General features: G+C 68.5%; 21 protein-coding genes, 1 tRNA gene and 1 pseudogene. 4 read left to right on the top strand and 19 right to left on the bottom strand.

Going from position 1 to position 26,225, the window contains the following annotated elements:
* The 5 genes from DR046_RS24930 to DR046_RS18745 form a co-directional block, all read right to left on the bottom strand.
* Positions 1-138: helix-turn-helix domain-containing protein (locus DR046_RS24930; protein ID WP_135227332.1), on the bottom strand; the 138-nt coding region annotated here is incomplete at its 3' end.
* 417 nt (positions 139-555) lie between these two features.
* On the bottom strand, positions 556-2,559 hold the full coding sequence (locus DR046_RS18760) for a UvrD-helicase domain-containing protein (protein ID WP_115383907.1): 2,004 nt from the start codon (positions 2,557-2,559) through the stop codon (positions 556-558).
* Positions 2,556-5,459: a site-specific DNA-methyltransferase gene (locus DR046_RS18755; RefSeq protein WP_115383906.1), complete on the bottom strand. Its 2,904-nt coding sequence runs from the start codon at positions 5,457-5,459 to the stop codon at positions 2,556-2,558. Before DR046_RS18755 ends, DR046_RS18760 begins: the two co-directional genes overlap by 4 nt.
* The gene (locus DR046_RS18750) at positions 5,459-6,385 is read right to left on the bottom strand and encodes a hypothetical protein (protein ID WP_115383905.1); all 927 of its coding nucleotides are present in this window, start codon (positions 6,383-6,385) and stop codon (positions 5,459-5,461) included. The genes DR046_RS18755 and DR046_RS18750 overlap by 1 nt, the downstream gene beginning before the upstream one ends.
* The gene (locus tag DR046_RS18745; RefSeq protein ID WP_115383904.1) at positions 6,382-9,438 is read right to left on the bottom strand and encodes a BPTD_3080 family restriction endonuclease; all 3,057 of its coding nucleotides are present in this window, start codon (positions 9,436-9,438) and stop codon (positions 6,382-6,384) included. The genes DR046_RS18750 and DR046_RS18745 overlap by 4 nt, the downstream gene beginning before the upstream one ends.
* Positions 9,439-10,031: 593 nt before the next feature.
* On the opposite strand from DR046_RS18745, the gene DR046_RS18740 reads away from it, so the two are divergent.
* Complete coding sequence (locus DR046_RS18740) at positions 10,032-10,274, top strand: TraM recognition domain-containing protein (RefSeq protein ID WP_370816352.1); 243 nt, start codon at positions 10,032-10,034, stop codon at positions 10,272-10,274.
* A gap of 349 nt (positions 10,275-10,623) precedes the next feature.
* Here the strand turns inward: DR046_RS18740 and DR046_RS18735 are convergent, their stop codons facing one another.
* The 5 genes and pseudogenes from DR046_RS18735 to DR046_RS18720 form a co-directional block, all read right to left on the bottom strand.
* On the bottom strand, positions 10,624-12,429 hold the full coding sequence (locus DR046_RS18735; protein WP_167767177.1) for a site-specific integrase: 1,806 nt from the start codon (positions 12,427-12,429) through the stop codon (positions 10,624-10,626).
* Between the two features lie 24 nt (positions 12,430-12,453).
* Positions 12,454-12,615 (bottom strand): annotated as a pseudogene (locus DR046_RS24925) (DUF6538 domain-containing protein); the annotation flags it as partial.
* Between the two features lie 157 nt (positions 12,616-12,772).
* A tRNA-Gln gene (locus DR046_RS18730) sits at positions 12,773-12,847 on the bottom strand.
* A 68-nt stretch (positions 12,848-12,915) separates the two neighbouring features.
* Positions 12,916-15,060, bottom strand: a complete 2,145-nt coding sequence (scpA, locus tag DR046_RS18725) for a methylmalonyl-CoA mutase (protein ID WP_115383902.1) — start codon at positions 15,058-15,060, stop codon at positions 12,916-12,918.
* Positions 15,014-15,964 (bottom strand): hypothetical protein, encoded by a 951-nt coding sequence (locus DR046_RS18720; RefSeq protein ID WP_115383901.1) that lies wholly within the window; start codon positions 15,962-15,964, stop codon positions 15,014-15,016. Before DR046_RS18720 ends, scpA begins: the two co-directional genes overlap by 47 nt.
* A 168-nt stretch (positions 15,965-16,132) precedes the next feature.
* On the opposite strand from DR046_RS18720, the gene DR046_RS18715 reads away from it, so the two are divergent.
* Positions 16,133-16,606, top strand: coding sequence for a DUF4174 domain-containing protein (locus DR046_RS18715; protein WP_115383900.1), 474 nt, complete (start codon positions 16,133-16,135; stop codon positions 16,604-16,606).
* Positions 16,607-16,979: 373 nt separating this feature from the next.
* Here the strand turns inward: DR046_RS18715 and DR046_RS18710 are convergent, their stop codons facing one another.
* From DR046_RS18710 to DR046_RS18680, 9 genes are all read right to left on the bottom strand, one after another.
* A complete protein-coding gene (locus DR046_RS18710; RefSeq protein ID WP_115383899.1) occupies positions 16,980-18,998 on the bottom strand; it encodes an acetyl-CoA carboxylase biotin carboxylase subunit in 2,019 nt (672 codons plus the stop codon).
* A 120-nt stretch (positions 18,999-19,118) separates the two neighbouring features.
* Positions 19,119-19,310: a hypothetical protein gene (locus DR046_RS18705; protein ID WP_115383898.1), complete on the bottom strand. Its 192-nt coding sequence runs from the start codon at positions 19,308-19,310 to the stop codon at positions 19,119-19,121.
* A 352-nt stretch (positions 19,311-19,662) separates the two neighbouring features.
* Entirely contained in the window at positions 19,663-20,055 is a 393-nt protein-coding gene (locus tag DR046_RS18700; protein WP_115383897.1) for a hypothetical protein, read from the bottom strand.
* A gap of 69 nt (positions 20,056-20,124) precedes the next feature.
* Complete coding sequence (locus DR046_RS23790; protein WP_167767176.1) at positions 20,125-20,268, bottom strand: hypothetical protein; 144 nt, start codon at positions 20,266-20,268, stop codon at positions 20,125-20,127.
* Positions 20,269-20,505: 237 nt separating this feature from the next.
* Positions 20,506-20,637: a hypothetical protein gene (locus DR046_RS24700; RefSeq protein ID WP_280652856.1), complete on the bottom strand. Its 132-nt coding sequence runs from the start codon at positions 20,635-20,637 to the stop codon at positions 20,506-20,508.
* A 109-nt stretch (positions 20,638-20,746) separates the two neighbouring features.
* Positions 20,747-21,106, bottom strand: coding sequence for a DUF6497 family protein (locus DR046_RS18695; RefSeq protein ID WP_280652857.1), 360 nt, complete (start codon positions 21,104-21,106; stop codon positions 20,747-20,749).
* Between the two features lie 11 nt (positions 21,107-21,117).
* Positions 21,118-21,381: a DUF7218 family protein gene (locus DR046_RS18690; protein WP_115383895.1), complete on the bottom strand. Its 264-nt coding sequence runs from the start codon at positions 21,379-21,381 to the stop codon at positions 21,118-21,120.
* A 48-nt stretch (positions 21,382-21,429) separates the two neighbouring features.
* Positions 21,430-21,792: a hypothetical protein gene (locus tag DR046_RS18685; protein ID WP_245191004.1), complete on the bottom strand. Its 363-nt coding sequence runs from the start codon at positions 21,790-21,792 to the stop codon at positions 21,430-21,432.
* Complete coding sequence (locus tag DR046_RS18680; RefSeq protein ID WP_115383894.1) at positions 21,789-23,321, bottom strand: acyl-CoA carboxylase subunit beta; 1,533 nt, start codon at positions 23,319-23,321, stop codon at positions 21,789-21,791. Before DR046_RS18680 ends, DR046_RS18685 begins: the two co-directional genes overlap by 4 nt.
* A 215-nt stretch (positions 23,322-23,536) precedes the next feature.
* On the opposite strand from DR046_RS18680, the gene DR046_RS18675 reads away from it, so the two are divergent.
* Both DR046_RS18675 and DR046_RS18670 read left to right on the top strand, forming a co-directional pair.
* On the top strand, positions 23,537-24,751 hold the full coding sequence (locus DR046_RS18675) for a multidrug effflux MFS transporter (RefSeq protein ID WP_115383893.1): 1,215 nt from the start codon (positions 23,537-23,539) through the stop codon (positions 24,749-24,751).
* 49 nt (positions 24,752-24,800) lie between these two features.
* The gene (locus DR046_RS18670; RefSeq protein ID WP_115383892.1) at positions 24,801-26,177 is read left to right on the top strand and encodes a helix-turn-helix domain-containing protein; all 1,377 of its coding nucleotides are present in this window, start codon (positions 24,801-24,803) and stop codon (positions 26,175-26,177) included.
* Positions 26,178-26,225: the final 48 nt, after the last annotated feature.

Raw genomic sequence — 26,225 nt, 5'->3', positions numbered from 1 at the left:
CGCCTCGACGATCAAGACGAGCTCCGCCCGCTGCTCGGGGCTCAGCCGCGCGGGCGGCCCGGACCCGCGCCGGTCCGACAGGCCCTCCAGGCCCCCGTCGTTGTAGCGGTGGACCCAGTCCGTTCGGGGCTGAAACAGGCCACTGGCCTGTTTCCGGGACGCCCCTCACCGTCTGCCGGTCCATCCCGCAGGCCTCGGCGGCCGTCCTGCGATCCGCCCCCTCCAGAACCATCGCCAAGGCCAGCATCCGCCGAGCCGCCCGGGCATCCCGGCTCCGGGCAACCGCCTTCCGCAGCCCCGCCGCATCCAGATCATCCCGCGCGATCGCAACCGTCATCGCCATCCCTCCCGTCAACGAAAGAAGGGAATCACGGCCCGACAGCGCGCGCACCTCACAATCGAGTCAGGAAAGAGGGCCGTTGGTATAAGCGTTGCCTTCAGGAAACTGGCAGGGGGTGAAGAACTCGGCTCCGGAAGCTCAAGCTGAGTTCGTTGGCTGTCACAAGCTTCGCCGCCATGCGCACACGCTGAAGGACGGCGGGCAGATGGGAGTCGTTACGCTTCGGTGACGAGATCGATCAGGAAGTCCGAGACTGGCTCCACGCCCGAGATCCAGAGGTGGTCGCGCGCCCGTGTGGCGGCGACGTAGAGGAGGTGGCGCTCGGTCTCGAACACCTCGGCCATCGCGCGCTCATCCTCGGCTTCAAGCAGGCGGGCTTCGGAAGGAACGACGTCGGCATCGCAGGCCACAAGGATCACCGTCTGGAATTCCCGCCCCTTCGCATCGTGCATCAGCAGCACCGGAATAGGGTGGTTCGAGCCCTCGGCGACCGCTTCGCCCCGCGGAACCTCCGCCTCCGACCGGACCAGGATCGCGGCTCGGTCCGGGGACGCGCCTTCGGCCTTCCGGGCGGCCAGCCATGCGATGCATGCGCTCTTCTCGGCCTCGGGATCAGGAAAGCCGTTTAGGGCCGGCAGGGGACCGTGGAAGACGGAGGTGATCCCGGTCCTGTCCTCCTCCAGCCCGTCAGCCTCGACGAGGCGGCGCGGCAGCAGCGTCTCGGTCTGGATGCGGATCTCGTGGGAGGTGCGGTAGTTGACCTTGAGCGCTCGCGATCGGCCCCGGACGTCGACGCCGGCCCGGCTCCAGGGGAAAGGGGCGCGGAAGATGCGCTGTCCGATGTCTCCGGCGAAGAAAAGGCCGTTCGGCCGGTCTTTGGCCAGCGCTGCGAGGAGGGTGAGCTCAGGCGGGGAGAGGTCTTGCGCCTCGTCCACGATGACGTGATCGAAGGGCGGCGCGAGCTTGCCCGCGCCGAGGTCCGCGGCGACGCGGTGCATGGCGGCGGCAGGCGTCACTGCGCCCGCGTCGAGCAAGGTCGTCCGGGTGCGCTCGAAGATCGGCCAGACCGCGTCGCGCTTGCCAGCGGGGAGCCGGACGCCGCGGCCGAGGCGGGGAAGCTCGCGGTAGGTGTTAGCGTCCGTCACGTTCCAGGCATCGACGATCAGGCGCCATTCGGCCTCCAGGAAGTCGAGGTGCGGGGCGGCCTCGGCAGCCGCGGCTGCCGCCGACAGCGCCTTGGCGACCTGCGCGTCCGTGGCGAGCTGCAACTCGGGCGGCAGCAGACGCGCGACGACGTCGCGGACCGTCGCGACGTCGATCAGCGCGCGCCAGGCGGTGCCTGCGGCGAGGCGGTCGGTCTTGGCGGAGAGGTCGACGGCGAGGCTGTCGGAGAAGGTCGACAGCAGGACGCGTCCACCGGCGCGGGCCAGGCGCGCGGCGCGGTGGAGGGCGACGACGGTCTTTCCGGTCCCGGCCGAGCCGATCACGCGGGCGGGACCGGAGAAGTCGCGCTCGGCGAACTCCCGCTGGGCGGGGTGGAGGAAGATCGTCCACTCGTCCCATGGCGCGTCGAGGGCGGCGGCGAGCTCGGCCTGGTCGCCGATCAGGCGGAAGCGGCGGCGTGCATCGGGATGGTCGAGGCCGGTCGGGGCGTCGGGCGCGGGCGGCTCGGCCAGGGGCGGCTCCCCGGCGGCAGCGCGGAGGACGGCCTCCGCCGCCTCCTCTGGCAGGTGTCCCGCGACGTCGAGGACGGTTGCGTCGGTGGCCGCGAGCACGTCTTCGACCCAGTCCTCCGGCACGCCCCAGGAGAGGACCGTGGCAGCGTCGAAGCCGTTGATGACCGGCGGAAGTTCCGCGTCCACGAAGCGCTGGACGACGACGTCCTCGATGCGTTCGCGAAGCTCGACGATCTGCATCGCGCCGGTCTTCGGATGCACCTCGATCCGGCGCCGCTCCGCCCAAGCGTAGGCGTCGTCGTGATGGCCGACATAGGCGATCAGGGTCGAGCCGGTCGTCTTGTGGAGGATCAGGCGCAGGTCGCGGCTGACGCGGGCGGACCAGAAGTTCGGGTCCCGGGCATGGGTGATACGGTGGAGCGACAGACCCGGCATGTCCGGGTCCGTCTGCACGTCGAGGGCGGTGATCTTGGCCTGCTTGCGTTCGTCCTCGGTCAGCTTTCCGAGGGCCTTGGTGAAGCTGGTGGCGAGGGCGACGGTCATGTTGAGATGCGGAGAACCTTCATCACTTCGTCCCCCAAGTGGTTGACAACCTTGACCGCAATGCGGCCGCCGCGTGGCTTCGGGAATTGACGTGACGTCGTTCGCTTGAGGCTGTCCCAGGCGTCCTGGTCGACATCGGCCTTCAAGGCGGCGCGAATGGACTTGTAGGGGGTCTCGGCGCCGGGGAAGTAGGCCTGGCGGACGAAGAAGGCTTCGCCGGAATAGTCGGTGTCGATGAACCAGCAGGCGATCTCGTCGGGGGAGGTGGTGACGACTTCGCCCGTGGCGGGGCGGAAGATGTCAATGCCCTCGACGGCGACGCGGAGGAAATCTCCCTCTTCGATCAACCGGATATCCGGCTCACCAAAGACCGCGAAGAGGTTGCCGCCGCCGGCCTTCAGCTCGCCCGCCATGTGCAGGTCCGGGTGCATCCGGGCGTGCAGGACAGGGACGCGGCCGAGGCGGCGGAAGTCCTGGGCGCGGGCGTCGAAGTTGAAGGCGCAGGCGATCAGGACGTCGCAGCCCGCGTCGGCGGCCTCGGTCGCGGCCTCGACGAGGTCGGTGCGCGACACCGTTCCATATTCGGGGCCGAGGAAGATTCCGGCAGAGCGGTTAATATCCCCTTCACGGTAGGTGCCTTTCGCGGTGACGTAGAGACCGGGCCAGGTGGCGAGATCCTCGAATTCGATGCGATCCTCGCGACCGGCTTGGTGAACCCCTGATTTCAAGAGATTTTCCAGCATCGCCTCGCGGAAGGCGTCCTGGTCGGGGGCGGGGTTCGGCTCTGCGATCAGTTCGCCGTCCTCGTCGGTGACGGGGGTGCGATGGGGCGACAGGCTTTCGACGGTGAAGGGGCCGGCGACGCGGATTTTCTTCCTGTCCTCGAAGGGCTTGTCGTGAAGCACCTCGTAGTCGTCCTCCCTGCCCTTCTTCTCGATGGCAGCGTCGATGGCGCGCTGGCGGGCGATGCGGGCCTCCCAGAAACGGGCGTGCGATTTACGGGTGACGGACGGGTGATCCGCGTCGGATATGCGTCCGACGAGATCGGAGAGGTCGCGGGGCACCTCCCACTCCATCAGGCCGCCGGCGGGGGCGGGCTCGCCGGAGGGCATGGTGACCTCGCCGGCTTCGGTGAAGGCGATCTTCGTGCCCTTGCGGCCGCCCTGCGTCACCTCGAACGGGGTCGCGGGCGGGTCGGCGCGGAGGGCCGCGTTGAGGTCGGACAGGGCCTGCTCGACGGCGGGCTGGTGCCGCTCCCACAGGGTGTCGATGGCGGGGTTGTTGGCGATGGCCTTGAGGGTGATGTGGGGGACGCGCTCGCAGACGAAGCCCTGGGCGACGTCGCGTTCGTAGCGGGGGCGCTCCTCGGCGCGCGGGGAGGCCCAGCCCTCCTTCTCCATGCGGGCCTGGCCTTCGGGGGAGTCGCGCAGGAGGTAGGCGGGATACTTCGCGCCCATGACACGGGCGCGGGCGAGGGCGAGCGCCACGCGGGAGGTGTCGATGGCGATCCAGCGGCGGCCCCAGTGCTCGGCCACGTGGGCGGTGGTGCCGGAGCCCGCGGTGGGGTCGAGCACGAGGTCGCCGGGGTCGGTGGTCATGAGGAGGCAGCGTTGGATGATCTTCTCATTCGTTTGAACAATATAGACCTTGTCGGCAGTGAACGATCCTGTTCCGACGTCCACCCAGACGTTATTGATCGGAGCTACGTTGAAGTCGTCAAGCCTACGAACATATTGAAAGGTTGCATTCTTCGTCGTGAACAGCCGATTTGCCGCCTTCAATCGACTCATACCAACGATATTCGTCTTCCATCCACCCTTTCCAGGCTTTGATTTATTTCCTTGATGCGACACAGGGAAGAGCGCGCTTTCCGGAGAACTCTGGCTCGTAAGGTTGTCTGGGCGAAAAGTACTGCCACCAGTCTTAGCAGCGATATTCCCCGACAATTCAGCTTCGGTAGCATTTCTATATTCTCCGGAATAATCAGTAAAACGCTTGTAGAGCGATGCAGATGCCATATCAGCCTTCTCAAAGTAGAGTTGGCGATACTTCACGCGTTCTGCATCGCGTGAATACCAGAGGACTGAGTCATATACGCCAGCGAGAGTCAGCGTCCCACCACTGGGACTGCCTGCGCCGCTGGTCGTCTTGAGGACAATCTGGCTGACGAAATTCTCCTCCCCAAACACCTCGTCCATTAACACCCGCACCCGGTGGACGTTCTCGTCGCCGATCTGCACGAAGCAGGACCCGCTTTCCGTCAGAAGCTCCCGCGCCGCCACCAGCCGGTCGCGGAGATAGCCGAGATAGGAATGGATGCCGTCGCGCCAGGTGTCGCGGAAGGCGCGGACCTGCTCGGGCTCGCGGGTCAGGTGGTCCTTGTTGCCGTCCTTCACGTCGCGCGAGTTGGTCGACCACTGGAAGTTGGAGTTGAACCTGATCCCGTAGGGCGGATCGACATAGATCGCCTGCACCTTGCCGCGCAGCCCCTCGCGTTCGGCCAACGAGGTCATCACCTCCAGCGAGTCGCCCAGGATGAAGCGGTTCGACCATTTGCGGGTGTGGCGGTAGAACTCCACCTCCGCCTCGCGGTCCTCGTCGGTCAGGCCGAAATGGCCGAACAGGTCCTCCTCCCGCGCGCGCCCGGCCTTCAGGTCCTCGATCAGCGCCTTGGGGTGCACATGCTCCTGCACGTAGATGGGCGGCGCGTTCACTTCCAGCGGGCCGGTGCGCTTGCCGCGCCAGACGAGCTGCGGGTCCATGTCCGGGTCGCGTTGCGCGATGGCGAGCCGGATCGGCGCCTTGTCCTCGGGGCGCAGGACAGGCTCATGCTCGGCGGTGGGAATGTTGGCGGCCTGGGCGCCGTGGCTCAGGTGGGTGACGTTGTTGTCGTCGGGCATCAGGCGTCCTTCCCAATCGCGGCAGTGATCGCCTCCGCATAGCGGCGGCGCAGGGTTTCGAGCTGGTCGATGAGCTCGGGCCATGTGGCCTCGTCGTGCCAGGAGATGTCGACGCGCTCCCCCAGGATGTGGCCGGAGGGGTCGGACAGGTCGCAGGTCACGCCGAGGGCGTCCCCGATCTCTGCCCCGACATCGGCGAGGCGTCCGGCCGCCGACATCTTGTCGCCGTGGCGCCCGCCGACATAGGTCCCGCCTTGCCGCTCGCCGATCCAGGCGGAGATGCGGACGTCGCCGTCGAGCAGCGACTGGTAGTTGTTCCCGGACCGCGTGACCCTGAAGCCGAGCGCCCCGGCCTCCGGATGCCGGTCGAGATAGGCTGACCAGAACCGCTCCCTCTGGTCGCCGAGCGGGCTGTGCTCGCCGCTGGCCTGGCGGACCGTACGCTCCAGCCTGCGGTCCCAGCCATTGGGCTTCTCCACGATCTCGAAGACGGGAGCGAAGGGGCTGTCCCCGATGCGCACGACGCGCAGGCGGACGGCGAAGAAGGCGAAGCCGTCGGCCGTATGCTCGTTGAGCCAGCGGATCGCCGAGAGGTGCGGCTCGCGGAAGGCGGGGGCGATCCAGATCACGGTCTCGGCCTCGAGCCCCGCGAGGTAGGTCATGATCTGGCCGAGATGGGTGTGGTCCGTCGTCTCGAGCTGGTTCTCGATCAGCACCACGCCGCCGTCCTGGGGGTTCCGCGCGAGAATGTCGGCCGAGAAGGTCTCGACAGCGACCTCGGTTCCGGTCAGCTCCAGCGGGAGGCCGATCGCCTCGGAGAGGTGGTCGATGTTCCGGGCAAGCCAGGGGGTGAAGGCGTGGGCCTCGTGCGGCCAGGCCTCGCGCAGGGGCAGGTCGATGAGGCGGCCAAAGGCGATGTCGGTCATGCGGGGATCTCCTCGCCCAGCAGGGCGTCGATGGCGGCGTCGAGCTCGGGGCGGAAGTCGTGGATCGCGCGCAGCTCGGCGAAGTGCCAGCGGCCGTGGCGGCCCGTGCCGTTGATCGCGGGGATCCAGCGGTTGCGGATGGCCTGGGCCTTCAGCATCGCGTCGTGGTCGCGAAAGCCCTTCACCTCGACGATCAGGGTCGTCGGGTCCGGTGCGTCCAGGCGGATGAGGAAGTCCGGGCGGTAGCGCCGCGGCTCTCCGTCGGCGGTGTAAGGCACCTCGAAGCCGAGGTTGTGGTTCTTGGCGTAGGCGAGGACGCGCGGGTGGGCGTCGAGGATCTGCGCGAGCCGCACCTCCCACCCGCTGTCGCCGATCATCCAGTTGAGGTGGCTGCGGCGGGGGTCGGGCTGGTGCATGTGCTCGCGCTCGCCCACGTGGAAGGTGACGTCGGCGGTGCTGCCCTCGGGCGCGAAGCTGTCGAGGACGGGGCGGATCACCGGATCCCCGGTCGGCGCGTCAACGAGGGCGCCCATGAGCAGGTCGCAGACCTCCTCGGTGATCTGCCGGTAGAGAAGCTGCGCGGGCTTGGTGCCGCCCTTGAACGCGACATGCCCGTTCTTCGGGTCGAGCCACTCGCGCAGGATGCGCTTGGCCTGGAGGAAGAGATGCGGTTTCGGCGCGGCGTTGGCGTCGCGCAGCTTCTGCATGGCCCAGTAGGACGCGATCTCGAAGGCGATGGTCGAGGACCGGACGTCGTCGAGATGGTCGAGCGTCAGGTCGTGGCGCTCGCCGATGAGGCCGGCCATGCGGACCTCTGCGGGACCGACCTTCTCGGGGGTGAGTACGTAAGGCTCCAACCGGGAGAGGTCGACGGCGAGGCGCTCCGACGGAAGGTCGGTGCGGTAGCCGTCAACGCGCGGGAAGGTGATCTCGGCCTGCGCCTGCGCCGGGACGGCATGGACGTGGATCGTGCGGCGCGGCGGCTGGGGCGGCGACACGCGCGGCTCGCCGAGCGCAAGGCCGTCGATGCCCATGATGTCGGCATATTCGGTGCGGAAGAGGGGGCGGCCGTCGGGGTCCGTATGCTCGCCCGGCGCGTAGGACATCCGGCGGAGCGCGCGACCCATCACCTGCTCGCAGAGCAGGCGCGAGCCGAAGGCCCGCAGACCGAGGATGTGGGTGACATTGTTGGCGTCCCAGCCCTCGGTCAGCATCGAGACGGAGACGACGCAGCGCACCCCGCCGCCTAGCCTGCCCTCCTGCCCGATGGTGTTCATCACCTCGCGCAGCAGGTCGGTCTCGGTGATCGGATCGTGCTCGCCGCGGGTCTTCCGCTCGCGCTGGAAGGCGTCGATCTCGGCAGCGTGAGCCTGCTTGAAGGCGGCATCGACCGCGTCACCGGACTCGAGCGCGGCCGAGTCGATCAGGACCGTGTTGGGCCGTTCGAGCGGGTCGCCCGCATCGTCGTGGTTGCGGAATGAGGCGAGCGCGCCGTGCTGGTGGCGGATCGTGCCGTCCTCATCCGTGTACTCGTAGCCCGCGATGTAGTCACGCACGGCGCGGCTGACATTGGTGTTCGAGCAGACGACGATGAAGACGGGCGGGATGCTCATGCCGACCTTGCGCCACTCGGTATGGGTCTTCTCGTAGTGACCGTGCAGCGCGTCGAGGGCGGTCTTGACCTCGGACGGGAGCTTCTGCGGGTCGGCGTCCTTCTTCATGCGGGTCAGCTTCTTGCCGACCGCGCCCCAGAGGTCCCGGTAGATCACGGAGCCCGCGCCGGCGTTGTCGGAGACGGGCACGCGCGGCAGCTTCACGATGCCGGACTCGATTGCGTCCATGAGCGAGAAATCCGAGACGACCCAGGGGAAGAGCGTGCCCTCGGCCCAACGCGAGCCTGCGATGAAGAAGGGCGTGGCCGACAGGTCGTAGACGCCGCGCACGCCATTACGACGGGCGACGGCCTCAAGCCCGTCGAGCCAGAGCCGTGCGTCCTCGACGTTCTGCCTGGCCTCCTTCAGCGCGTCGCCGGTGAGTTGCTCCGGCTCCGCTTGGGGACGGGGGCGATAGCAATGGTGAGCCTCGTCGTTGAGCACCACGATGTCGCGCATGTCGCCCACGACGCGCTGCACCATCTCTCCCTCGGTCTCCGCCGTCTCCAGCGGGGCGCCGTGCCCCTCCAGCGCGCGGCGCGTCCCCGAGGCGGCGTCGAAGCGGTCGCGGCGCTTGAATGCGTGGAAGTTGATGATGACGATCCGGGCCTTCTCCATGTCGCGTCGCAGTTCCGCCGGGATCAGGCCGATCTTGTCGTAGGCGTTCTGCGGATCGTTCGGTTGCAGCACGCGCAGCCGGTCCTTGATGGTGATTCCGGGCGCGACAACGAGGAAGTTGCGCGAGAACCGGCTGCCGCCCTTGCCCCTGGCGGCGTTGAGCGCCTGCCACGCGATCAGCATCGCCATGACGGTCGTCTTGCCCGCCCCGGTGGCAAGCTTGAACGCGGTCCGCAGCAGGTCCGGCGGCGTGGCATCGACCTCGGCGCCCTCAGACAGCAGCGCGATGTTGTTGCCGATCGCGAGCCGATCGAGGAACCACCGGCCGGTCTTGCCCGATCGCGGCGCAACCTCGGCGAGCCAGATTGCGGCCTCCACCGCCTCGAGTTGGCAGAAGAAGGGCCGGATCGGTCGGGTGGCATCCGCCTGGATCGCGCGCCAGTGGCGGAGAAGGTTCTGCGTGACGGGCGAGACGCGCCAGTTCGCGGGGTCTGGAATCCCGCGCCAGAGGTGGAGTTCGCGCCGAAGCCGTTCCACGAACGGGGATGGGTCGATCGCGGTCCGCGCGGTCTCGTGTCCATGCCCCTCGAAAAGCGAGCCGGTCGCGGCCGCGCGGTGACCGGGCGCGACGCTCGGCAGCGCCGTGGCGAGCTTCGAGCCGCGGCGGTCGTCGATGATCCGGTGGGTCGGCCGATCGTCCTCATCGAGCTCCCAGTGACGGGACGGCGCGGCGTAGGGGCTGTTCAGGATCGGGCGGTCGAAGAAGTCGTTGGGTGTCGTCATTCCAGATCCATATCCAAGTCGCGGCAGCCTCACCGCCGGGCGAACGTCGAGTTCGCTCCAACTTGCTTCAGTCAAACAGCTTCTGAAGCGTCAAGCCAGCCCGGGAAGCCGCTCTCAAAGCACTGGAAACGAATTGGTGACGGACATGCCCGTCACTATCCCGAAGGACACGAGGTGTCGTCACGCAGTCCTCTCGCCGAAGTGGGGTGGTCGCCGCTACCTTTCGCTGTTAGGCGAGAGCTTCACCGGCATTCGAAGTCTCGCCGAACGGTCCGGGATACCAATCGCTGTCGTCGGGGGGCCTCGGGCGGGAGGCCGAACCTCATGAGCGCTTCGCCAGAACCCGACTGGACGGCGACCGCGGCCGCCCCAGGGGCCATGCGTACCTCGGCCCGCCCGTGCGGGAGGCCATGAGCTTCCCCGCGGCGCCCAGACAACTGCGCCGGGCGCTCGCGACCATCTCGCGGCTACGGGTACGCGTGCTTCGCATCCTGTCGTCGCGCCGCCGTCTGCGGTGCCGAGGGCAGGGCCCGAGACCGAGCCGTTCCGGCGGATGCGAAGTCGACGGGCTGGACACGTGGGGAGAGTGACGCGTGGCCAACACCCGCCGCGCGCCACACGAGAACGCAGACGTGAAGTTCTACCTCACGGGGTCCGACGAGAAGACGGTGGAGGAGCTGTCGAAGGCCGCGGGCCGGACCATCAAGCGCGTCGTCACCCGCTCCCGCGCGATCGGCCGCAACCGGTTCGAGGGCCGCAGCCTGTCCGAGCGCACCGAGGAGGTCGCGCTCCTGCCCGAGGACAAGGCCCGCCGCATGCCGCTTGGCGACTTGTGATCGTGGTCGACGCGCAGATGCCGGTGCGGGCGAAGCGCACCAGTACTTCGCGGACCGCTACTTCCGGCACATCCACGCCGCGCAGGGCGGGGCGGTGCCGTTTCCGAGGGTGGAGGTGCGGCGGAGGGTGGAGCCGGAGGGCCGCACGGGGGAAGCTGCGCCCTCGCGATCGTCGAAGGGAGCGCTGAGCCTCTGGGCTTACCACCGTCCGGATAAGCGACAGAGGTCGGGTCACTTCGAATAAAAGACAAGCCCGAATTGATATCTGATCCCCAATCCCAATGAAAATTAGCGCAGAAGTCGACGACGGGTTCCCGGGAAAAGGGTTTGATCAGGCACTAATCGTCAATCAGAACCATCTGGGAAGCGCATGTACAGCTTCGGCGATCTTCTCCAGGGGAAGCCGCTTCGTGTAGCGGCCATCCGTTTCACCTTCGGGGGTGTGACCGACGAGGGCCGCAACCACCAGCTTCGGAACGTCGGTTTCCTGGCGAAGGTACGTGATGACCGTATGCCGAAATGAATGAAAGGTCTTGCGCTTATCGCCTTCACCCATAGCCGCAATCTTGGTCTTCTGCCAGCGCTTGTACAGATTTGCACCGAACGTTTCGGCGGCGGACGTGGGCCGAAGTTCGGGAAACAAGTCAGCTTCCCCGTCCGCGGCCAGCGCCCTTACGTAATCGCCCAAGCCAAGCTCGAGGAGCCTTGAATGGATTGGGATATCTCTCTGGGATGAGCTATTCTTCAAGCCGCGGTTCGGATTCGGCCTGATGGCAAGGTAAGGGATCGGGCCGTCGAGATGGACCTCGCAGACCCGCATACCCATCAACTCCTCGCGTCGCGCACCGGTGTAAGCGGCGAGGAGCGGGCCCCAGTAAAGACCGTCCTGAATGATTTCCCGACCGGGCTCGTTCCGTCGGCTCGCCCCCTTGCAGCCGGACCAGACAGGATGGCGCGAAAGCTTCGCAAGATCATCTTCGTTGAACGCCTCGCGCACGGAACGGGCATCGCGGCGATCTTTTGCTCGCAGGTCGGCAAGCTCGATCTGCTCCGCCGGGCGCATGCTGCGGCCACCGGCGTATCTCAGCAACCGCTTGAGATGACCAAGGTTGCGATTCACGGTACTTGCCGACAAGCCGACCTCCTCATCGGGCAGTTCCTCTGCCCGCTCGACGAGTTCGCGAAGCGACCGCTTCCGGTCGGCGGGACTGCGGCCGTAGATCTTCGGCAAGCAAGCCAGCAGGTCGACGTAATGACCCACGTCGGCCTGGGTCAAGTCAGCCAAGCGCTTGTCACCGATCGCCTCGACGAACTGGGTAAGCACGGCCCGGCACTGCCGGCGCTCCTTGCCGACGGACTTCTCCGCCGCCTCTGTCCGGCCTTCGGGGAACTCCTTTGCGATCATCGCTTCGACCAGCTTGCTCAGCTGATCCTTCGGCAGCGTCTCCTCATCCGTGACCGTGACTTCATCCGTAACCGTGACTTCCTCCTGGTTTCCGAGGGTCCGCCCTTCGGCAGCGTCAGGAAGATCTGCGCGTCGACCTTCAGTGGAGACTTCGCCAAGATTCATCATGCTTGGCGATGGACTTGAGCCGCCGGCTGCTGCCTGAACCTTCACACCGGCTGCGGTCGACGCGCAGCGTTCGAGGTCACCCTCCACCGCAACCGCCCTATTGAGGACCAACTCATCCCCGATCAGCGGCCCGGTCGCCTTGATCCGGTCCATCCGTCCGAGCGCATGCGCCTGCGCGGACAGGTGCAGGTACTGCAACACCCGCGTCTCACGCTCGTCGCGCGGCGCCCGACCGAGCGTGGACAGGGCCGTCCGGGCGACGTCGTCCTGCGAGTTCGGATCGATGAGCCAGTCGACGAACCGCGTGAGGGCGGCTGGCACCTGCGCGATCTCGGCTGGACCCAGCCCCTCCTCGGCCAGCCGCCGCTCATCTTCCGGAAGAAGGATCGCCGCCGTGCCGCGTGCAGACACGATCTCGGCGGCCGCCTTGCGGACCCGCTCCGAGGACGCCCGAGCGAGCCAGTCCCCCGGCGTCAGGTCGATCGGCTCGACATGACGCTCCGCCCGGATTCGGGCGGTCTCGGCGGCGACGATGGCCGAGAGGAAGCGCTGGGCCTCGATATGGGACAGCTGTCCGTGCATCACACGGGGGAGGTACGTCTCGGATTTCCAGGTCAAAAGGGCCGACAGGCGGAGACATGTGGATAACTCCCGCGTCCGGAGGCTTACTTGCAGGAACCGCTGCGCCTCCCCTCTGGCACGGCGCGGCACCCTGCGGCGCCACACGTAGACCGCTCCGCGTCGCTGGACGTGCGCCGGTAGCCTCATCGTTCCGTCTCCCCGTCAGGGGCCGGCGAGAGTGTCAGGCGTCTCTCGGATCAGAGGCAGTCTCGCACCCGTGTATCACACCCATGTATCGCAGTGGGGTGACCTGGGGTGGCGAAGCGCCACTTTTCCGATCCAAATCAAAGCCTTATGGAAGGTCTGGCTGGGGTGGTAGGATTCGAACCTACGACCTGCGGTACCAAAAACCGTTGCGCTACCACTGCGCCACACCCCAACCGTGCGGCGGGAGATATGACAGGGCCAAGGGCGTCGCAAGAGGAAAATCCCTTGCGACGCCCCGGATCACGCCGCGGCGCGCGCGGTGCGGATCAGGGACAGGATGTCGCGCGCGGCCTCGGGAATGTTGGTGCCCGGGCCGAAGATCGCGGCGACACCCGCCGCCTTCAGCTTCGCATAATCCTGCTGCGGAATGACGCCGCCGCAGATCACGATGATCTCGCCCGCGCCCTGGTCGCGCAGCGCCTGGATCAGCTTGGGAGCGAGCGTCCTGTGACCCGCCGCCTGGGACGAGATGCCGACCACGTGGACGTCGTTGTCGATGGCGTCCTGCGCGGCTTCCTCGGGGGTCTGGAACAGGGGGCCTACGTCGACATCAAAGCCGATATCGGCAAAGGCCGTGGCGATCACCTTGGCGCCGCGGTCGTGGCCGTCCTGACCCATCTTGACGACCAGCATCCGGGGCCGCCGCCCCTCCTCCTCGGCGAAGGCTTCGACATCCTTCTGGATCGCGGCGAATCCCTCGTCGCCCTCGTAGGCGGCGCCGTAGACACCGGCCAGCGTCTTCACCTCGGCGCGGTGACGCCCGAAGACCTTCTCCATGGCCATGCTGATCTCTCCTACGCTGGCGCGGTGGCGCGCGGCCTCGACGGCGGCCTCTAGCAGGTTGCCGCCTTCGGAGGCCCGGCGGGTCAGTTCATCGAGCGCAGCGATGCAGGCGGCCTCGTCGCGGGAGGCGCGGATGCGCGCCAGCCGGGCGACCTGGGATTCGCGAACCTTGTCGTTGTCGATGTCGAGGATGTCGATCTCGTCCTCGGTCTCGCGGCGGTACTTGTTGACGCCGACGATGACGTCCTCGGCGCGGTCGATCTTGGCCTGCCTCGTGGCGGCGCTCTCCTCGATGCGCAGCTTGGGCATGCCCGACGCGACGGCCTTGGTCATGCCGCCCATCTCCTCGACTTCCTCGATCAGCTTCCAGGCAGCCTCGGCCAGGTCGTGGGTCAGCTTCTCGACGTAATAGCTGCCCGCCAGCGGATCGACGACGTTGGTGACGCCCGTCTCCTCCTGCAGGATCAGCTGCGTATTGCGGGCGATCCGGGCCGAGTTCTCGGTCGGCAGCGCGATCGCCTCGTCGAAGCTGTTGGTATGCAGCGACTGGGTGCCGCCCAGCACCGCCGCCATCGCCTCGTAGGCGGTGCGGATGACGTTGTTGTAGGGATCCTGCTCCTGAAGGCTGACCCCGCTCGTCTGGCAATGGGTCCGCAGCATCGAGGATTTCGGGTTCTTCGGCTCGAACTCCGCCATGATGCGGTGCCAGAGCAGGCGGGCGGCGCGCAGCTTGGCCGCCTCCATGAAGAAGTTCATGCCGATGGCGAAGAAGAAGGACAGCCGCCCGGCGAAGCGGTCCACGTCCATGCCGCGCGCGATGGCGGCGCGGACGTATTCGCGTCCGTCGGCCAGGGTGAAGGCCAGTTCCTGCACCAGATCCGCGCCCGCCTCCTGCATGTGGTAGCCGCTGATCGAGATGGAGTTGAAGCGCGGCATCTCCTCGGCGGTGTATTCGATGATGTCCGCGATGATCCGCATCGAGGGCTCAGGCGGATAGATGTAGGTGTTGCGGACCATGAACTCCTTCAGGATGTCGTTCTGGATGGTCCCGGAGAGCTGGGCACGCTCGACCCCCTGCTCTTCCCCGGCGACGATGAAGTTCGCGAGGATCGGGATGACCGCGCCGTTCATCGTCATCGAGACGGAGACCTTCTCCAGCGGGATGCCATCGAACAGGATCTTCATGTCCTCGACCGTGTCGATGGCCACGCCCGCCTTGCCCACGTCACCCTCGACCCGCGGGTGGTCGCTGTCGTAGCCGCGATGGGTGGCGAGGTCGAAGGCGACGGACACGCCCTGCTGCCCGGCGGCGAGGGCCTTGCGGTAGAAGGCGTTCGATTCCTCGGCGGTGGAGAAGCCCGCGTATTGGCGGATCGTCCAGGGACGGCCGGCATACATCGTGGCCTTGACGCCCCTCGTATAGGGCGCCTCGCCCGGAAGGGTGCCCAGGTGGCGCACGCCCTTCAGGTCGGCCTCGGTGTAGACGGGCTGGACGTCGATCCCTTCCAGCGTCCTCCAGGTCAGGTCCTCGGGCCTGCGGTTGCGCAGTTCGGCCTCAGCCAGCCGCGTCCATCTCGCCTTCGGGTCGTCGTGCTCTGACATCGGTGCGTCCTTTCCTGTCGCGGGGCGGGGCCTCTTCGGGCCGCCGTGTCACGAAATCCGCCAGCCCGTCCGCGCCCGCGCGCAGCCAGGCCAGATCCTCGGCATGGGCGGCGCGCAGCGCAGCCCGGTCATCCGGATCGAAGGGGGCGTAGACGCCGCCGACCCCGGGCAGGTCCGTCATGCAGCCCTCGTCGCGCAGGCGCGCGCGCAGCGCGTCCAGCGTCGGCGCGGCCATCAGGTGCGGCGCCGGGCCATCCCCGGCCGGGGGCGCGCCGGTCAGCAGGGCAAAGCCCGCCGCCGGGCGGGCGGCCATCTCCTCATGGGTCCAGACGGTCAGCCGGGCCTGCGGCACGGCGCGGGCGATGTCCTCGACGACGTGGCGCCAGCCGCGACGCGCGCGCAGCACCGCGTCCAGCGTCGCCCGGTCCGGCGGGGCGAAGCCGCGCCCCATCAGGAAAGCGAAGGCCGAGCCCCACCAGGTGTCGGGCGCACGGACCGAGAGGCAGACATGATCCACCCCCGGCAGCGCCGAGGCCAGCCGCGCGAGGCGCGGACCCACGGTCGGGTAGAGTCGGGCCAGAAGCAGGTTCTCGCGCAGGCTGCCCAGCATGTTCTCGTCCGAGATCAGCAGCCGGGTGATCCCGTCGGCGGCCAGGGCGTCGCGGCGCATGGCGATCCTCCCGGCGGCACGATGCGCCCGGATCTCGCGCGCAGGGTCGGGGCGGCCAGGGTCGCCCACGAGCCCGGTCATCAGCCCCGAGCGCGTCTTGCGCGGCGGCCAGACCGCCATCCCGCGCGCGGCCAGCGCCTCTGCCTCCCGCTCCAGCAGGGCCTGAAGCGATTTCGTGCCGGTGCGATGGGCGCCCAGATGCAGGGTGATCGGGGGAACTCGGGTCAGCGGCATCGGGGCACCTCCGGCGGGGCTGCAGGACCGCTCCGGCCTAGCGCCACGCCCCTTCTCAGAGGGTTAAAAGAAGAATTGACCTCGAATCCTGCGGCAAACGGGCCCGGAGCCTTCGCCGCGAGCAGCCCGCCCCCTATATCAAATGACAAACGAGGGAACAGAACCGACATGCGCATCGCGACAGCCATCATCGCCAGTCTCGGCCTGACCGCCCTGCCCGCCTTGGGCCAGGACCCGGATTCCGTCGAAGCCGCCTGGCTGGCCGATCCCACCCGCATCTTCGACGCGTCCGAGATCGACCTGGACGAGCTGCAATGGATCGCACGGCCGGTCGTCGTCTTCGCCAATTCGCCCCGCGACCCGGCCTTCGTGCAGCAGATGGAGGAGCTCGTGGCCGAGTTCGACCGGCTGGTCGAACGCGACGTGATCGTGATCGTCGACAGCGACGCGGATTCCGGCTCCTCGGCGCGCGAGCGGTTGCGTCCGCGTGGCTTCATGCTGGTGCTCATCGGCAAGGACGGTGAGGTCAAGCTGCGCAAGCCGCTGCCTTGGAGCGTGCGGGAAATCTCCCGCAGCATCGACAAGACGCCGATGCGCCAGCGCGAGGAGGCCGAGGGCCGCGACGGACGCATCGACGGCTGACGGGCCGGGCGGCCCGCCACCCGCCCGGCCAGATGCCGCGGAAGACGGTCCGCGTCCTGGTCCGATCGCCGATGACGCCCGGCAGTTCCCGCCCCTCGGCTGTCGGCACCCCATCCTCGCCCAATGATCCCCGCTCCGCATTCTCCTCCGGCGGCGTCTCGGCGCCCCCGACCTTGGTGGCGGAGTGTCCGGCGTCGCCCGTCTGATCGGAGGTCATTCTCGGCTCCCTTGCGGTCGCACGGCGCCTCGGCGGCAAGGAGAGTAGCGCGGATCGCACCGGGGGAAGCCACCTGCGACCAGAGGGAAAAACGTGCACCGGCCCGCCCCGTCGGGGCGGGCGCGTCGGGAGGCGCCGGGAGGCGGCGCACGTCCCTCACTCGAATTCGAGGATCACGTCGTCGACGGCGAGGCTGTCGCCCGCGGCGGCGTTGATCTTGCTGACGATGCCCTTGCGTTCGGCGCGCAGGATGTTCTCCATCTTCATCGCCTCGACCACGGCCAGCGCCTGCCCCTCCTGCACCTCGTCGCCCTCGGCCACGTCGATGCGCACGACGAGGCCCGGCATCGGGCAGAGCAGCAGTCTGGAGGTGTCGGGCGCTTCCTTCACCGGCATGAGATCCGCCAGCTCCGCATGGCGCGGAGAGCGGACATGCACGACCAGGTCGGCCCCACGCGACCGGATGCGGAAGCCGCCGACGACCTTTCCGACCTTCAGCACCAGAGGGGCCCCGCCGACGGTCATCCGCGCCAGCCGGTCTCCCGGCGTCCAGTCGCCCTCGACCCGCATCGTCTGCCCGCCGATGGTCACGTTCGCGCCGCCGCGGTCGGCGGTCATCGTCGCCTCGAAGCGGTGCCCGCCCAGCGTCACCACCCAGTCGGAGCCGACGACCCGCTCGTGATTGTCCATCCGGCCCGAGACGCGCGTGCGCCGGATCTCGGCCACCCGGTGCATCGCGGCGCAGGCGGCGGCGATGCGGGTCAGGTCCGCCTCGGGCAGGTCGGCGCCCTCGAACCCGTCCGGGAACTCCTCGGCGATGAAGGCGGTGGTCATCCGCCCCTCGACGAATTTCGGATGGTCCATGACGGCCGAGAGGAAGGGCAGGTTGTGGCCGATCCCCTCGACCTCGAACCCGTCGAGCGCGGCGCGCATCCCCTCGATGGCCGCCATGCGATCCGGCCCCCAGGTGCAGAGCTTGGCGATCATCGGATCGTAGAACATGCTGATCTCACCGCCCTCGTAGACGCCCGTGTCGTTGCGCACGACCGGCGCCTCCGGCACGACGCCCGGCAGGTAGTCCGGCGTCTCCTCCGGCGGGCGGTAGCGGGTCAGGCGGCCGATCGAGGGCAGGAAGCCGCGATACGGATCCTCGGCATAGAGCCGGCTCTCCATCGCCCAGCCGTTCAGCTTCACGTCGTCCTGGGTGAACGCCAGCGTCTCGCCATCCGCCACGCGGATCATGTGCTCGACAAGGTCGATCCCGGTGATGAGCTCCGTCACCGGATGCTCGACCTGCAAACGCGTGTTCATCTCGAGGAAGTAGAAGTTGCGGTCGCCGTCGACGATGAACTCGACGGTCCCCGCGCTGGCATAACCCACCGCATGGGCGAGCGCGAGCGACTGCTCGCCCATGGCGCGGCGCGTCTCGGCGTCGAGGAAGGGCGAGGGCGCCTCCTCGATGACCTTCTGGTTGCGCCGCTGGATTGAGCATTCCCGCTCACCCAGATAGACGCCGTTGCCATGCTGGTCGCACAGCACCTGGATCTCGATATGCCGGGGCTGGGTGACGAACTTCTCGATGAACATGCGGTCGTCGCCGAAGCTGGCCGCCGCCTCGTTCTTCGAGGCCTGGAAGCCCTCGCGCGCGTCGCCGTCGTTCCAAGCGATCCGCATGCCCTTGCCACCGCCGCCCGCGCTGGCCTTCAGCATCACCGGATAGCCGATCTCGCGGCTGATCTTCACCGCCTCGTCGGCATCCGCGATCAGGCCCATATGGCCCGGCACGGTCGAGACGCCGGCCTCGGCGGCGATCTTCTTGGAGGTGATCTTGTCGCCCATCGCCTCGATGGCGCCCTTGGGCGGGCCGATGAAGGCGACGCCGGCGGCGTCCAGCGCCTCGGCGAATTTCGCATTCTCGCTGAGGAAGCCATAGCCCGGATGCACCGCCTGCGCGCCCGTCTGGCGGATCGCGTCCATGATCTTGTCGATCACGATATAGGACTGGTTGGCGGGGGGCGGGCCGATATGGACGGCCTCGTCGGCCATCCTGACATGCAGCGCATTGCGGTCGGCATCGGAATAGACCGCCACCGTCTTGATGCCCATCTTGCGGGCCGTCTTGATGACGCGGCAGGCGATTTCGCCCCGGTTGGCGATCAGGATCTTGTCGAACATGCGGTCCCCTCGGCGCCGGGGCGGTCCCGGTCGGTTCTTGGTCTTGACGTGAAAAGGGGCCGCCCGGTCCTCGGACCGGGCGACCCCGAAAGCGATGCGGCGGGCCCGAAGGCCCGGATGTCAGCGGATGCGGCCGCCGACGACGGCAGAGGTGCCGCCCAGGACGGCGCCCTCGACGCACTGGCCGTCGCGAATGATCTCGCCCGCGACGCAGCCGAGCCCGGCGCCGACGGCGCCTCGGCCGACGTCCTGCTGGGTGACGCAGGCGGACAGGGTGAGGGCGAGCACGGGAAGAGCGAGAAGGCGATACATGGGCGGTCTCCGGTAGATGGCAATCTACGCGGTAACGCATCCCCGGCGCCGATGGTTTCCACATTCGCGCCGCATGACGCGGGGTCGCGCAACAATCCGCCGAGCGCGCCCGGCGCCGACCAGGGCCTCACAGGAAAGAGCCCGGGCCGCGACCGATCCTGTCGGACCGGCCACTGCCCGGGAGAGGAAGGGGTACGGTTCCACGTCTGCCCGGCGGCGCAGCGGCGCGAATGGCCGCATGTCGACAGGCGCGAGTCGACCCTGACCGGCCATTCCCCGCCTCGGAAGCCGGACAGCGCGCCGGGCGCGAAATCGGCGGGACATGGCCCAACGACGGGGCGGCTGCGCGAAATCATGCCGAGTCCTCGTCCCAGACGTCGTCCCAGTCGGCATCCTCGGGCTGCTCGAAGATCTCGGGGAAGGCCGCCCGCGCCGCCGACTCGTCGACGCGCAGCAGCGCCTCGTAGGAGGTCGGGTCGAAGGGATCGTCGACGGCCACGACCTCGCGCCCGAAGAGCCAGGACAGCCGGCCGGCGTCGAGATTGCCGCGCTCGAAGGGCTGGTCGCCGAAATGCTCCCAGAGGGCGGCGAGGAAGGCCGCGTCGGCGCGGCGGTCGAGCGCCTTGCGGTCGCGATACCGCTCCCGCCGGGTGATCGGCGTGGCGCCCTTGGGATTGCCGCGCCGGATCGTGAACTGGAGGTCGGTCGAGGGCAGACGCCCGGGGAAGCCGCGATGCTTCAGCATGGGCGCCCCCGGACGGAGGCGGCCGAAGGCCGGATCGGGGCGGGGAAGGTCGTCCCCCGCCCCGGAGATTCAGTACTTGCCGCTGACGGGCTCGGCCACGACGGGCGCCGGCTCGACGATGACGATCTCTTCGGGCTGCGGGTTCGAGACGAAGCATCCCGCGAGCAGCGAGAGAGCGGCGAGGCCGGCGCAGGCCTTGATGATGGTCGACATTCCAGTCTCCTGACGTTGACGGGCGGCGCCGGGGTCTCAGCCCCGACGCCGCCCGTGATTTCGATCGCGTCCTTGCGATCTGTCAGGATCATATCGCGGCATTTCGCGGTGCGATACGGATGCCCCAAAAAGGCCCCGATTGTTTCGAGGCGACGTGTCCGGCCCGCACCAAACCCGGCCCGAGGGCGGGATTGTTGCAGGACGAGCGACGGCCGGGCGGCCGCCGCTCCGGCCCGCTCAGAACTTGGTGGAAACCGGTTCGGGCTGGACGGTCGGGACGAAGACGGTGTCGTCGTCGGTATCCGCGCCGCAAGCGGCCAGCGTGACGGTGACGCCGAAGACGGCGGCCAACTTGATGATGTTACGCATAAGTCTCTCCTTGTTGTGCAGACAAAGGTGCGTGTGCGGCACGCACCCCCACCCTCGGCAGGCTGCGACGGTCCAACGCAGTCACGCAAGCTTTTGTTGCAAGCCGGCATCAAAAGTTCTCCGGGACGCAGGCGCCGTCGAGGATGGAATAGACGGAGACGTATCGAGTCGCTTCCCGATCGGTCTCTCCGCGAGGGACGGGCCGGTCCATCAGGTCCAGCACGACCGTGTCCGACCGGGCGTAGCCCAGCGCCGCGACCGGCACGCCGTGGGTCTGGCAGAGCCGGTCCATGTCGGCCTGCGCAGCGTCGATGCCGACGCCGCCACCGGGCGCGATCCCCGGCGCGATGAAGCGCAGCACCGCCTGGGTCCCCTGCCCCTCGACCCGCTCCCACAAGACCTGCCACAGGACGAGCGGCTGGCCCGAGGGCACACCCTCCGCGCCCGCAGGCGCCGAAGCGAGGGCCAGGAGTGTCGCGCTCAGTGCGAGCGCAAGGCCTCGATGAGCTCGTCCTTGGTCATGTCCGACCGGCCCTCGATGTCGAGTTCCTGCGCGCGCCCGTAAAGATCGTCCTTCGACCAGTCCTGGTAGGCCGGGGATTTGCCGCCCTTGTGCGAGGGGTGCTGTTGGTCCGAGGCCTGCGCATTCGCGATCCGCGCCGCCTTCTCCTTCGACGCGCCGTCGTCGCGCAGCGCCTCGTAGGTCTCGTCGTCCTTGATCTGCGGTCCGTGATCCTTGGTCATGACGTCCTCCTTTACGGAGAAAGCGTCCCAGCCCGCCTTGCGTTCCCATCACGCCGTCCTCCGATGCGCCGCGGACCGGGTCCAGGCGGCGCGGCAGTGCGGGTCCTGCAGCAGATCAATGATGCGCGCGGGCAAGTCGGGCGGCCTCCTCCCGTCCACCCGACCGCCCGCGCGCACGCAGCAGAGGCCGTTTGCGCGCACGACCTCCACCGCAGGCGAAAATCCTCGCAAATCCTGTAACATGCGCCAGAGGTCCTGTCGAACGGCATGTGCCAGCCGGCGGCGCCCCAGATCGGGCATCCGCGCGCTGGCGGCGACGTCCCAGCGCAGCGGCAGGCGGCGGGTCAGGGCATAGGCCGGACCCTCCCGCCGCTCCCACCAGCCGCGGCCGTCGGGGCGCCAGTCGCTCACAGCGGAATCGTGTCGTGCTTGCGCCACGCCCGCTGCGCCCGCTTGTGGCGCAGCGACGCGAAGGCGCGCGCCACCCGCTTGCGCGTCGAGTGGGGCATGATGACCTCGTCTATGAAGCCCTTCTCGGCGGCGACGAAGGGATTGGCGAAGCGGTCCTCGTAATCCTTCGTGCGGGCGGCGATCTTCTCGGGTTCCCCCGCCTCGGAGCGGTAGAGGATCTCGACCGCGCCCTTGGCCCCCATCACCGCGATCTCCGAGGTGGGCCATGCGTAGTTGAAGTCCGCGGCGAGATGCTTGGACGACATGACGACATAGGCCCCGCCATAGGCCTTGCGGGTGATGACCGTGACCTTCGGCACCGTCGCCTCGCCATAGGCGAAGAGCAGCTTGGCGCCGTGCTTGATGACGCCGCCATATTCCTGGCCCACGCCCGGCAGGAAGCCCGGCACGTCGACCAGCGTCAGCAGCGGGATCTCGAAGGCGTCGCAGAAGCGGACGAACTTGGCGGCCTTGCGGCTGGAATCGATGTCGAGACAGCCCGCCAGCACCATCGGCTGGTTGGCGACGACGCCGACGGAGCGACCCTCGATCCGAATGAAGCCGGTGAGGATGTTGCCGGCGAAATCGGCCTGGAGCTCGAAGAAGTCGCCCTCGTCGGCGATCTTCTCGATCAGCTCCTTCATGTCGTAGGGCATGTTCGGGTTGTCGGGGACGAGCGTGTCGAGACTCTCCTCGATCCGGCCCGGGTCGTCGAAGAAGGGACGCACGGGCGGCGCCTCGCGGTTCGACAGCGGCAGGAAGTCGACGAGGCGGCGGACCTCCGCCAGGACCTCCACGTCGTTCTCGAAGGCGGCGTCAGCCACGCCCGACTTCTTCGTGTGGGCGGACGCGCCACCCAGCTCCTCGGCCGTGACCACCTCGTTGGTGACGGTCTTCACCACGTCCGGGCCGGTGACGAACATGTAGGACGAATCCTTCACCATGAAGATGAAGTCGGTCATCGCCGGGGAGTAGACCGCGCCACCGGCGCAGGGACCCATGATGACGCTGATCTGCGGGATCACGCCCGAGGCGTCGATGTTGCGCTGGAAGACGTCGCCATAGCCGGCGAGCGACGACACCCCCTCCTGGATGCGCGCGCCGCCGGAATCGTTCAGCCCGATCACGGGCGCGCCGTTCTGGATCGCCATGTCCTGGATCTTGCAGATCTTCGCGGCATGGGTCTCGGAGACCGACCCGCCCATGACGGTGAAGTCCTGGCTGAAGACGTAGACGAGCCGGCCGTTGATCGTGCCCCAGCCGGTCACGACGCCGTCGCCCGCCGGCTTGTCGGCGGCCATGCCGAAATCCGTTGCCCGGTGGGTGACGAACATGTCGAATTCCTCAAAGCTGCCGGCATCGAGCAGCAGCTCGATCCGCTCGCGTGCGGTCAGCTTGCCCTTGGCGTGCTGCGCGGCGACGCGACGCGCGCCGCCCCCGGCCCGGGCCTCGTCGCGGCGCGCCTCCAGCTGGTCCAGAATGTCGGTCATGGCGGCCTCCCTTTCCCTCGTGACAGGGGCTACGACGTCGCGACGGGGGAAGAAAGCGGGTTTCAGAATATTTGCAAAGGTCGGGATATTCCATTCGAGGCAATCGCAAATCAGCATAGCCTCGCGATCCGGTCTGCCCGCTTCGCACAATGGCCTGTGCGCAAAGCGGAATGGACAGGATGGACACCGGGGCGTAGCGGACCACAATGGCCACAATGACCGACATCCCCGCCTCGCCGGCGCGCAAGCCCCCGCACATCCTCACGCTCGTCGCGCTGGTCAGCCTGTCGACGATGGCGATGAACATCTTCCTGCCGTCGCTGCCCTCGCTCGCGGTCTGGTACGAGACCGACGCGCAGACGGTGGCGCGGGCGGTGACGCTGTTCCTCGCGGTGAACGCGACGCTGCAGCTGGTCATCGGCCCCCTGTCCGACCGCTTCGGCCGCAGGCCCGTCATCCTCGGCGGACTCGCCATCTTCACGGTGGCCTCGGTCGGTTGCGTCTTCGCCCCCGACGTCGAGACCTTCCTCGCCATGCGCATGGTCCAGGCCAGCGTCGTCGTCGCCATGGCGCTGAGCCGCGCGGTCATCCGCGACCTCTATGAGCAGGACAAGGCCGCGTCGATGCTGGGCTACGTCACCATGGGCATGTCGGTCGTGCCCATGATCGCGCCCTTCTTCGGCGGCTGGCTCGACGGCGCCTTCGGCTGGCAGGCCAGCTTCTGGGTCATGGCGATCGGCGGCGTGGCGATGTTCGCGCTGACCTGGGTCGACCTGGGCGAGACGGCGCCGATGCGCGGCGGCTCCTTCCGCGCGCAGGTTGCCGAGTATCCCGAGCTTCTGCGCTCGCCGCGCTTCTGGGGCTACTGCCTGACCTCGGCCTTCGCCTCGGGCACCTTCTTCGCCTATCTCGGCGGCGCGCCCTTCGTGGGGTCGCAGGTCTATGGCCTGTCGCCCGTGGCGCTGGGCGCCTTCTTCGGCGCGCCCGCCGTGGGCTACCTGGTCGGCAACGGGCTGTCGGGGCGCTTCTCGCAGCGGTTCGGCGTCGACGCGATGATCCTGACCGGGGCCGTCGGGCAGGCGGCGGGGCTCGCGCTCCTGCTGGTGCTGACGATCCTCGGATTCGACTCGCCTTACGTCTTCTTCGGACTGATGTCCTTCCTCGGCCTCGGCAACGGGCTGGTGCTGCCCAACGCCACGGCGGGCATGCTGTCGGTGCGGCCGCACCTGGCGGGCACGGCCTCGGGCCTCGGCGGCGCGATGATGATCGGGGGCGGCGCGCTCCTGTCGGAGCTGGCGGGGCACCTGCTGGCGCTGGGCGGCGGCGCGCTGCCGCTGATCGCGCTGATGGTGGTGTCGGGCTTCATCGCCGTGGGGCTGGTGCTGCTGACGATCCGGCGCAACCGGCGGGTGGGACAGGCGAGCGGCTGACGCTAGAAGGGGCTTTGCAGGGCGCGGCGCCCGTGGCACCCCCTCCGGCATGGCGACACAGAAACTCTATGCCGGCGCGAAGCTGCGCGAGGTGCGCACGCGGATCGGCCTGACCCAGACCGAGTTCGCGGCCCGGATGGGCGTGTCCCTGCCCTATCTGAACCAGATGGAGAACAACAACCGCCCGGTCTCGACCACGGTGGTGCTGGCGCTGGCGCGGGAGTTCGGCTTCGACGTGACCGAGCTCGGCGGCGGCGACGAGGCGCGGCTGGTCTCCGACATGCGCGAGGCGCTGGCCGATCCGGTCTTCGCCGATGCCGTCCCGACCGCCGACCTGCGTCTGGCGGCCGCGAACGCCCCGGCGCTGGCCCGTGCCTTCCTCGCGCTGCACCGCGCCTATCGCGACGGGCACGAGCGGCTGGCCTCGCTGGACGCCGCGCTGGGGTCCTCGGGCATGGCCGCGCCGAGCCCCTGGGAGGAGGTGCGCGACTTCTTCCACTATTGCGACAACTACATCGACGCCATCGACTGCGCGGGCGAGCGTCTGGCGGGCAAGTGGCCCGATCTCGACGCCGGACTCGCCCGCTTCTGGGACGACCGCAACGTCCGCGTGCGGCTGGAGGAGACGGACCGGCTGCGTGTCTTCGACATGCGGGAGGGACGGCTGACCTTGTCGCGCCGGGCGGACGTGGCGACGCAGCGGTTCCAGCAGCTGCATCAGGTCGCGCTGGTCGCCCATGGCAAGCTTCTCGACGCGACGCTGGACCTCGCCCGCTTCTCCTCGGACGATGCGCGGGCGATCGCGCGCACCGGGCTTGCCAACTATTTCGCGGGCGCCGCGCTGATGCCCTACGGCGCCTTCCGCGCCGAGGCGGATGCGACGCGCCACGACCTCGAAGCCTTGGCCCGCCGCTTCGGCGCCTCGCTGGAGCAGGTGTCGCACCGGCTCTCGACGCTGCAGCGGCCGGGCGAGAAGGGCGTGCCCTTCTTCTTCGTCCGGGTCGACCCGGCGGGGCAGATCACCAAGCGGCACTCGGCCACGCGGCTGCAATTCGCGCGGTTCGGGGGCGCCTGCCCGCTCTGGAACGTGCATGCCGCGTTCGAGACGCCGGGCCGCTTCCTGCGGCAGCTGGCCGAGACGCCGGACGGCGTCCGATACTTCTGCCTCGCACGCGACGTCTCGCGGTCGGGCGGAGCGTGGCGGGCGCCGATGCGGCGCCACGCCATCGCGCTGGGCTGCGAGCTGCGCCATGCGGGTCGGATCGTCTATGCCGACGGGCTGGACCTGACCGGCAGCTTCGATCCCATCGGCATCTCCTGCCGGATCTGCGAGCGCGCCGCCTGCCCCCAGCGCGCGGTCCCCCCGCTGGAGCGGCCGCTGCGCATCGACGCCAACGACCGAGGCGTGTTGCCCTACGACTTGTGACCTACTTGGCGGGGGCGGCGGCCTCTGCGAAGACGGGCCCAGCCTAGG

This window comes from Jannaschia formosa, assembly GCF_003340555.1.
Taxonomy (GTDB): Bacteria; Pseudomonadota; Alphaproteobacteria; order Rhodobacterales; family Rhodobacteraceae; genus Jannaschia; species Jannaschia formosa.
The sequence above is the reverse complement of the archived record's forward strand: the minus strand, read 5'-3'. Positions and strand labels throughout refer to the sequence as shown.

Excerpts from the sequence above, each read along its gene's own strand:
- DR046_RS18760 (WP_115383907.1), bottom strand. The coding sequence starts at position 2,559 with ATGACCGTCGCCCTCGCCACCAGCTTCACCAAGGCCCTCGGAAAGCTG.
- DR046_RS18755 (WP_115383906.1), bottom strand. The coding sequence starts at position 5,459 with ATGCCCGACGACAACAACGTCACCCACCTGAGCCACGGCGCCCAGGCC.
- DR046_RS18750 (WP_115383905.1), bottom strand. The coding sequence starts at position 6,385 with ATGACCGACATCGCCTTTGGCCGCCTCATCGACCTGCCCCTGCGCGAG.
- DR046_RS18745 (WP_115383904.1), bottom strand. The coding sequence starts at position 9,438 with ATGACGACACCCAACGACTTCTTCGACCGCCCGATCCTGAACAGCCCC.
- DR046_RS18735 (WP_167767177.1), bottom strand. The coding sequence starts at position 12,429 with ATGCACGGACAGCTGTCCCATATCGAGGCCCAGCGCTTCCTCTCGGCC.
- scpA (WP_115383902.1), bottom strand. The coding sequence starts at position 15,060 with ATGTCAGAGCACGACGACCCGAAGGCGAGATGGACGCGGCTGGCTGAG.
- DR046_RS18720 (WP_115383901.1), bottom strand. The coding sequence starts at position 15,964 with ATGCCGCTGACCCGAGTTCCCCCGATCACCCTGCATCTGGGCGCCCAT.
- DR046_RS18715 (WP_115383900.1), top strand. The coding sequence starts at position 16,133 with ATGCGCATCGCGACAGCCATCATCGCCAGTCTCGGCCTGACCGCCCTG.
- DR046_RS18710 (WP_115383899.1), bottom strand. The coding sequence starts at position 18,998 with ATGTTCGACAAGATCCTGATCGCCAACCGGGGCGAAATCGCCTGCCGC.
- DR046_RS18705 (WP_115383898.1), bottom strand. The coding sequence starts at position 19,310 with ATGTATCGCCTTCTCGCTCTTCCCGTGCTCGCCCTCACCCTGTCCGCC.
- DR046_RS18700 (WP_115383897.1), bottom strand. The coding sequence starts at position 20,055 with ATGCTGAAGCATCGCGGCTTCCCCGGGCGTCTGCCCTCGACCGACCTC.
- DR046_RS23790 (WP_167767176.1), bottom strand. The coding sequence starts at position 20,268 with ATGTCGACCATCATCAAGGCCTGCGCCGGCCTCGCCGCTCTCTCGCTG.
- DR046_RS24700 (WP_280652856.1), bottom strand. The coding sequence starts at position 20,637 with ATGCGTAACATCATCAAGTTGGCCGCCGTCTTCGGCGTCACCGTCACG.
- DR046_RS18690 (WP_115383895.1), bottom strand. The coding sequence starts at position 21,381 with ATGACCAAGGATCACGGACCGCAGATCAAGGACGACGAGACCTACGAG.
- DR046_RS18680 (WP_115383894.1), bottom strand. The coding sequence starts at position 23,321 with ATGACCGACATTCTGGACCAGCTGGAGGCGCGCCGCGACGAGGCCCGG.
- DR046_RS18675 (WP_115383893.1), top strand. The coding sequence starts at position 23,537 with ATGACCGACATCCCCGCCTCGCCGGCGCGCAAGCCCCCGCACATCCTC.
- DR046_RS18670 (WP_115383892.1), top strand. The coding sequence starts at position 24,801 with ATGGCGACACAGAAACTCTATGCCGGCGCGAAGCTGCGCGAGGTGCGC.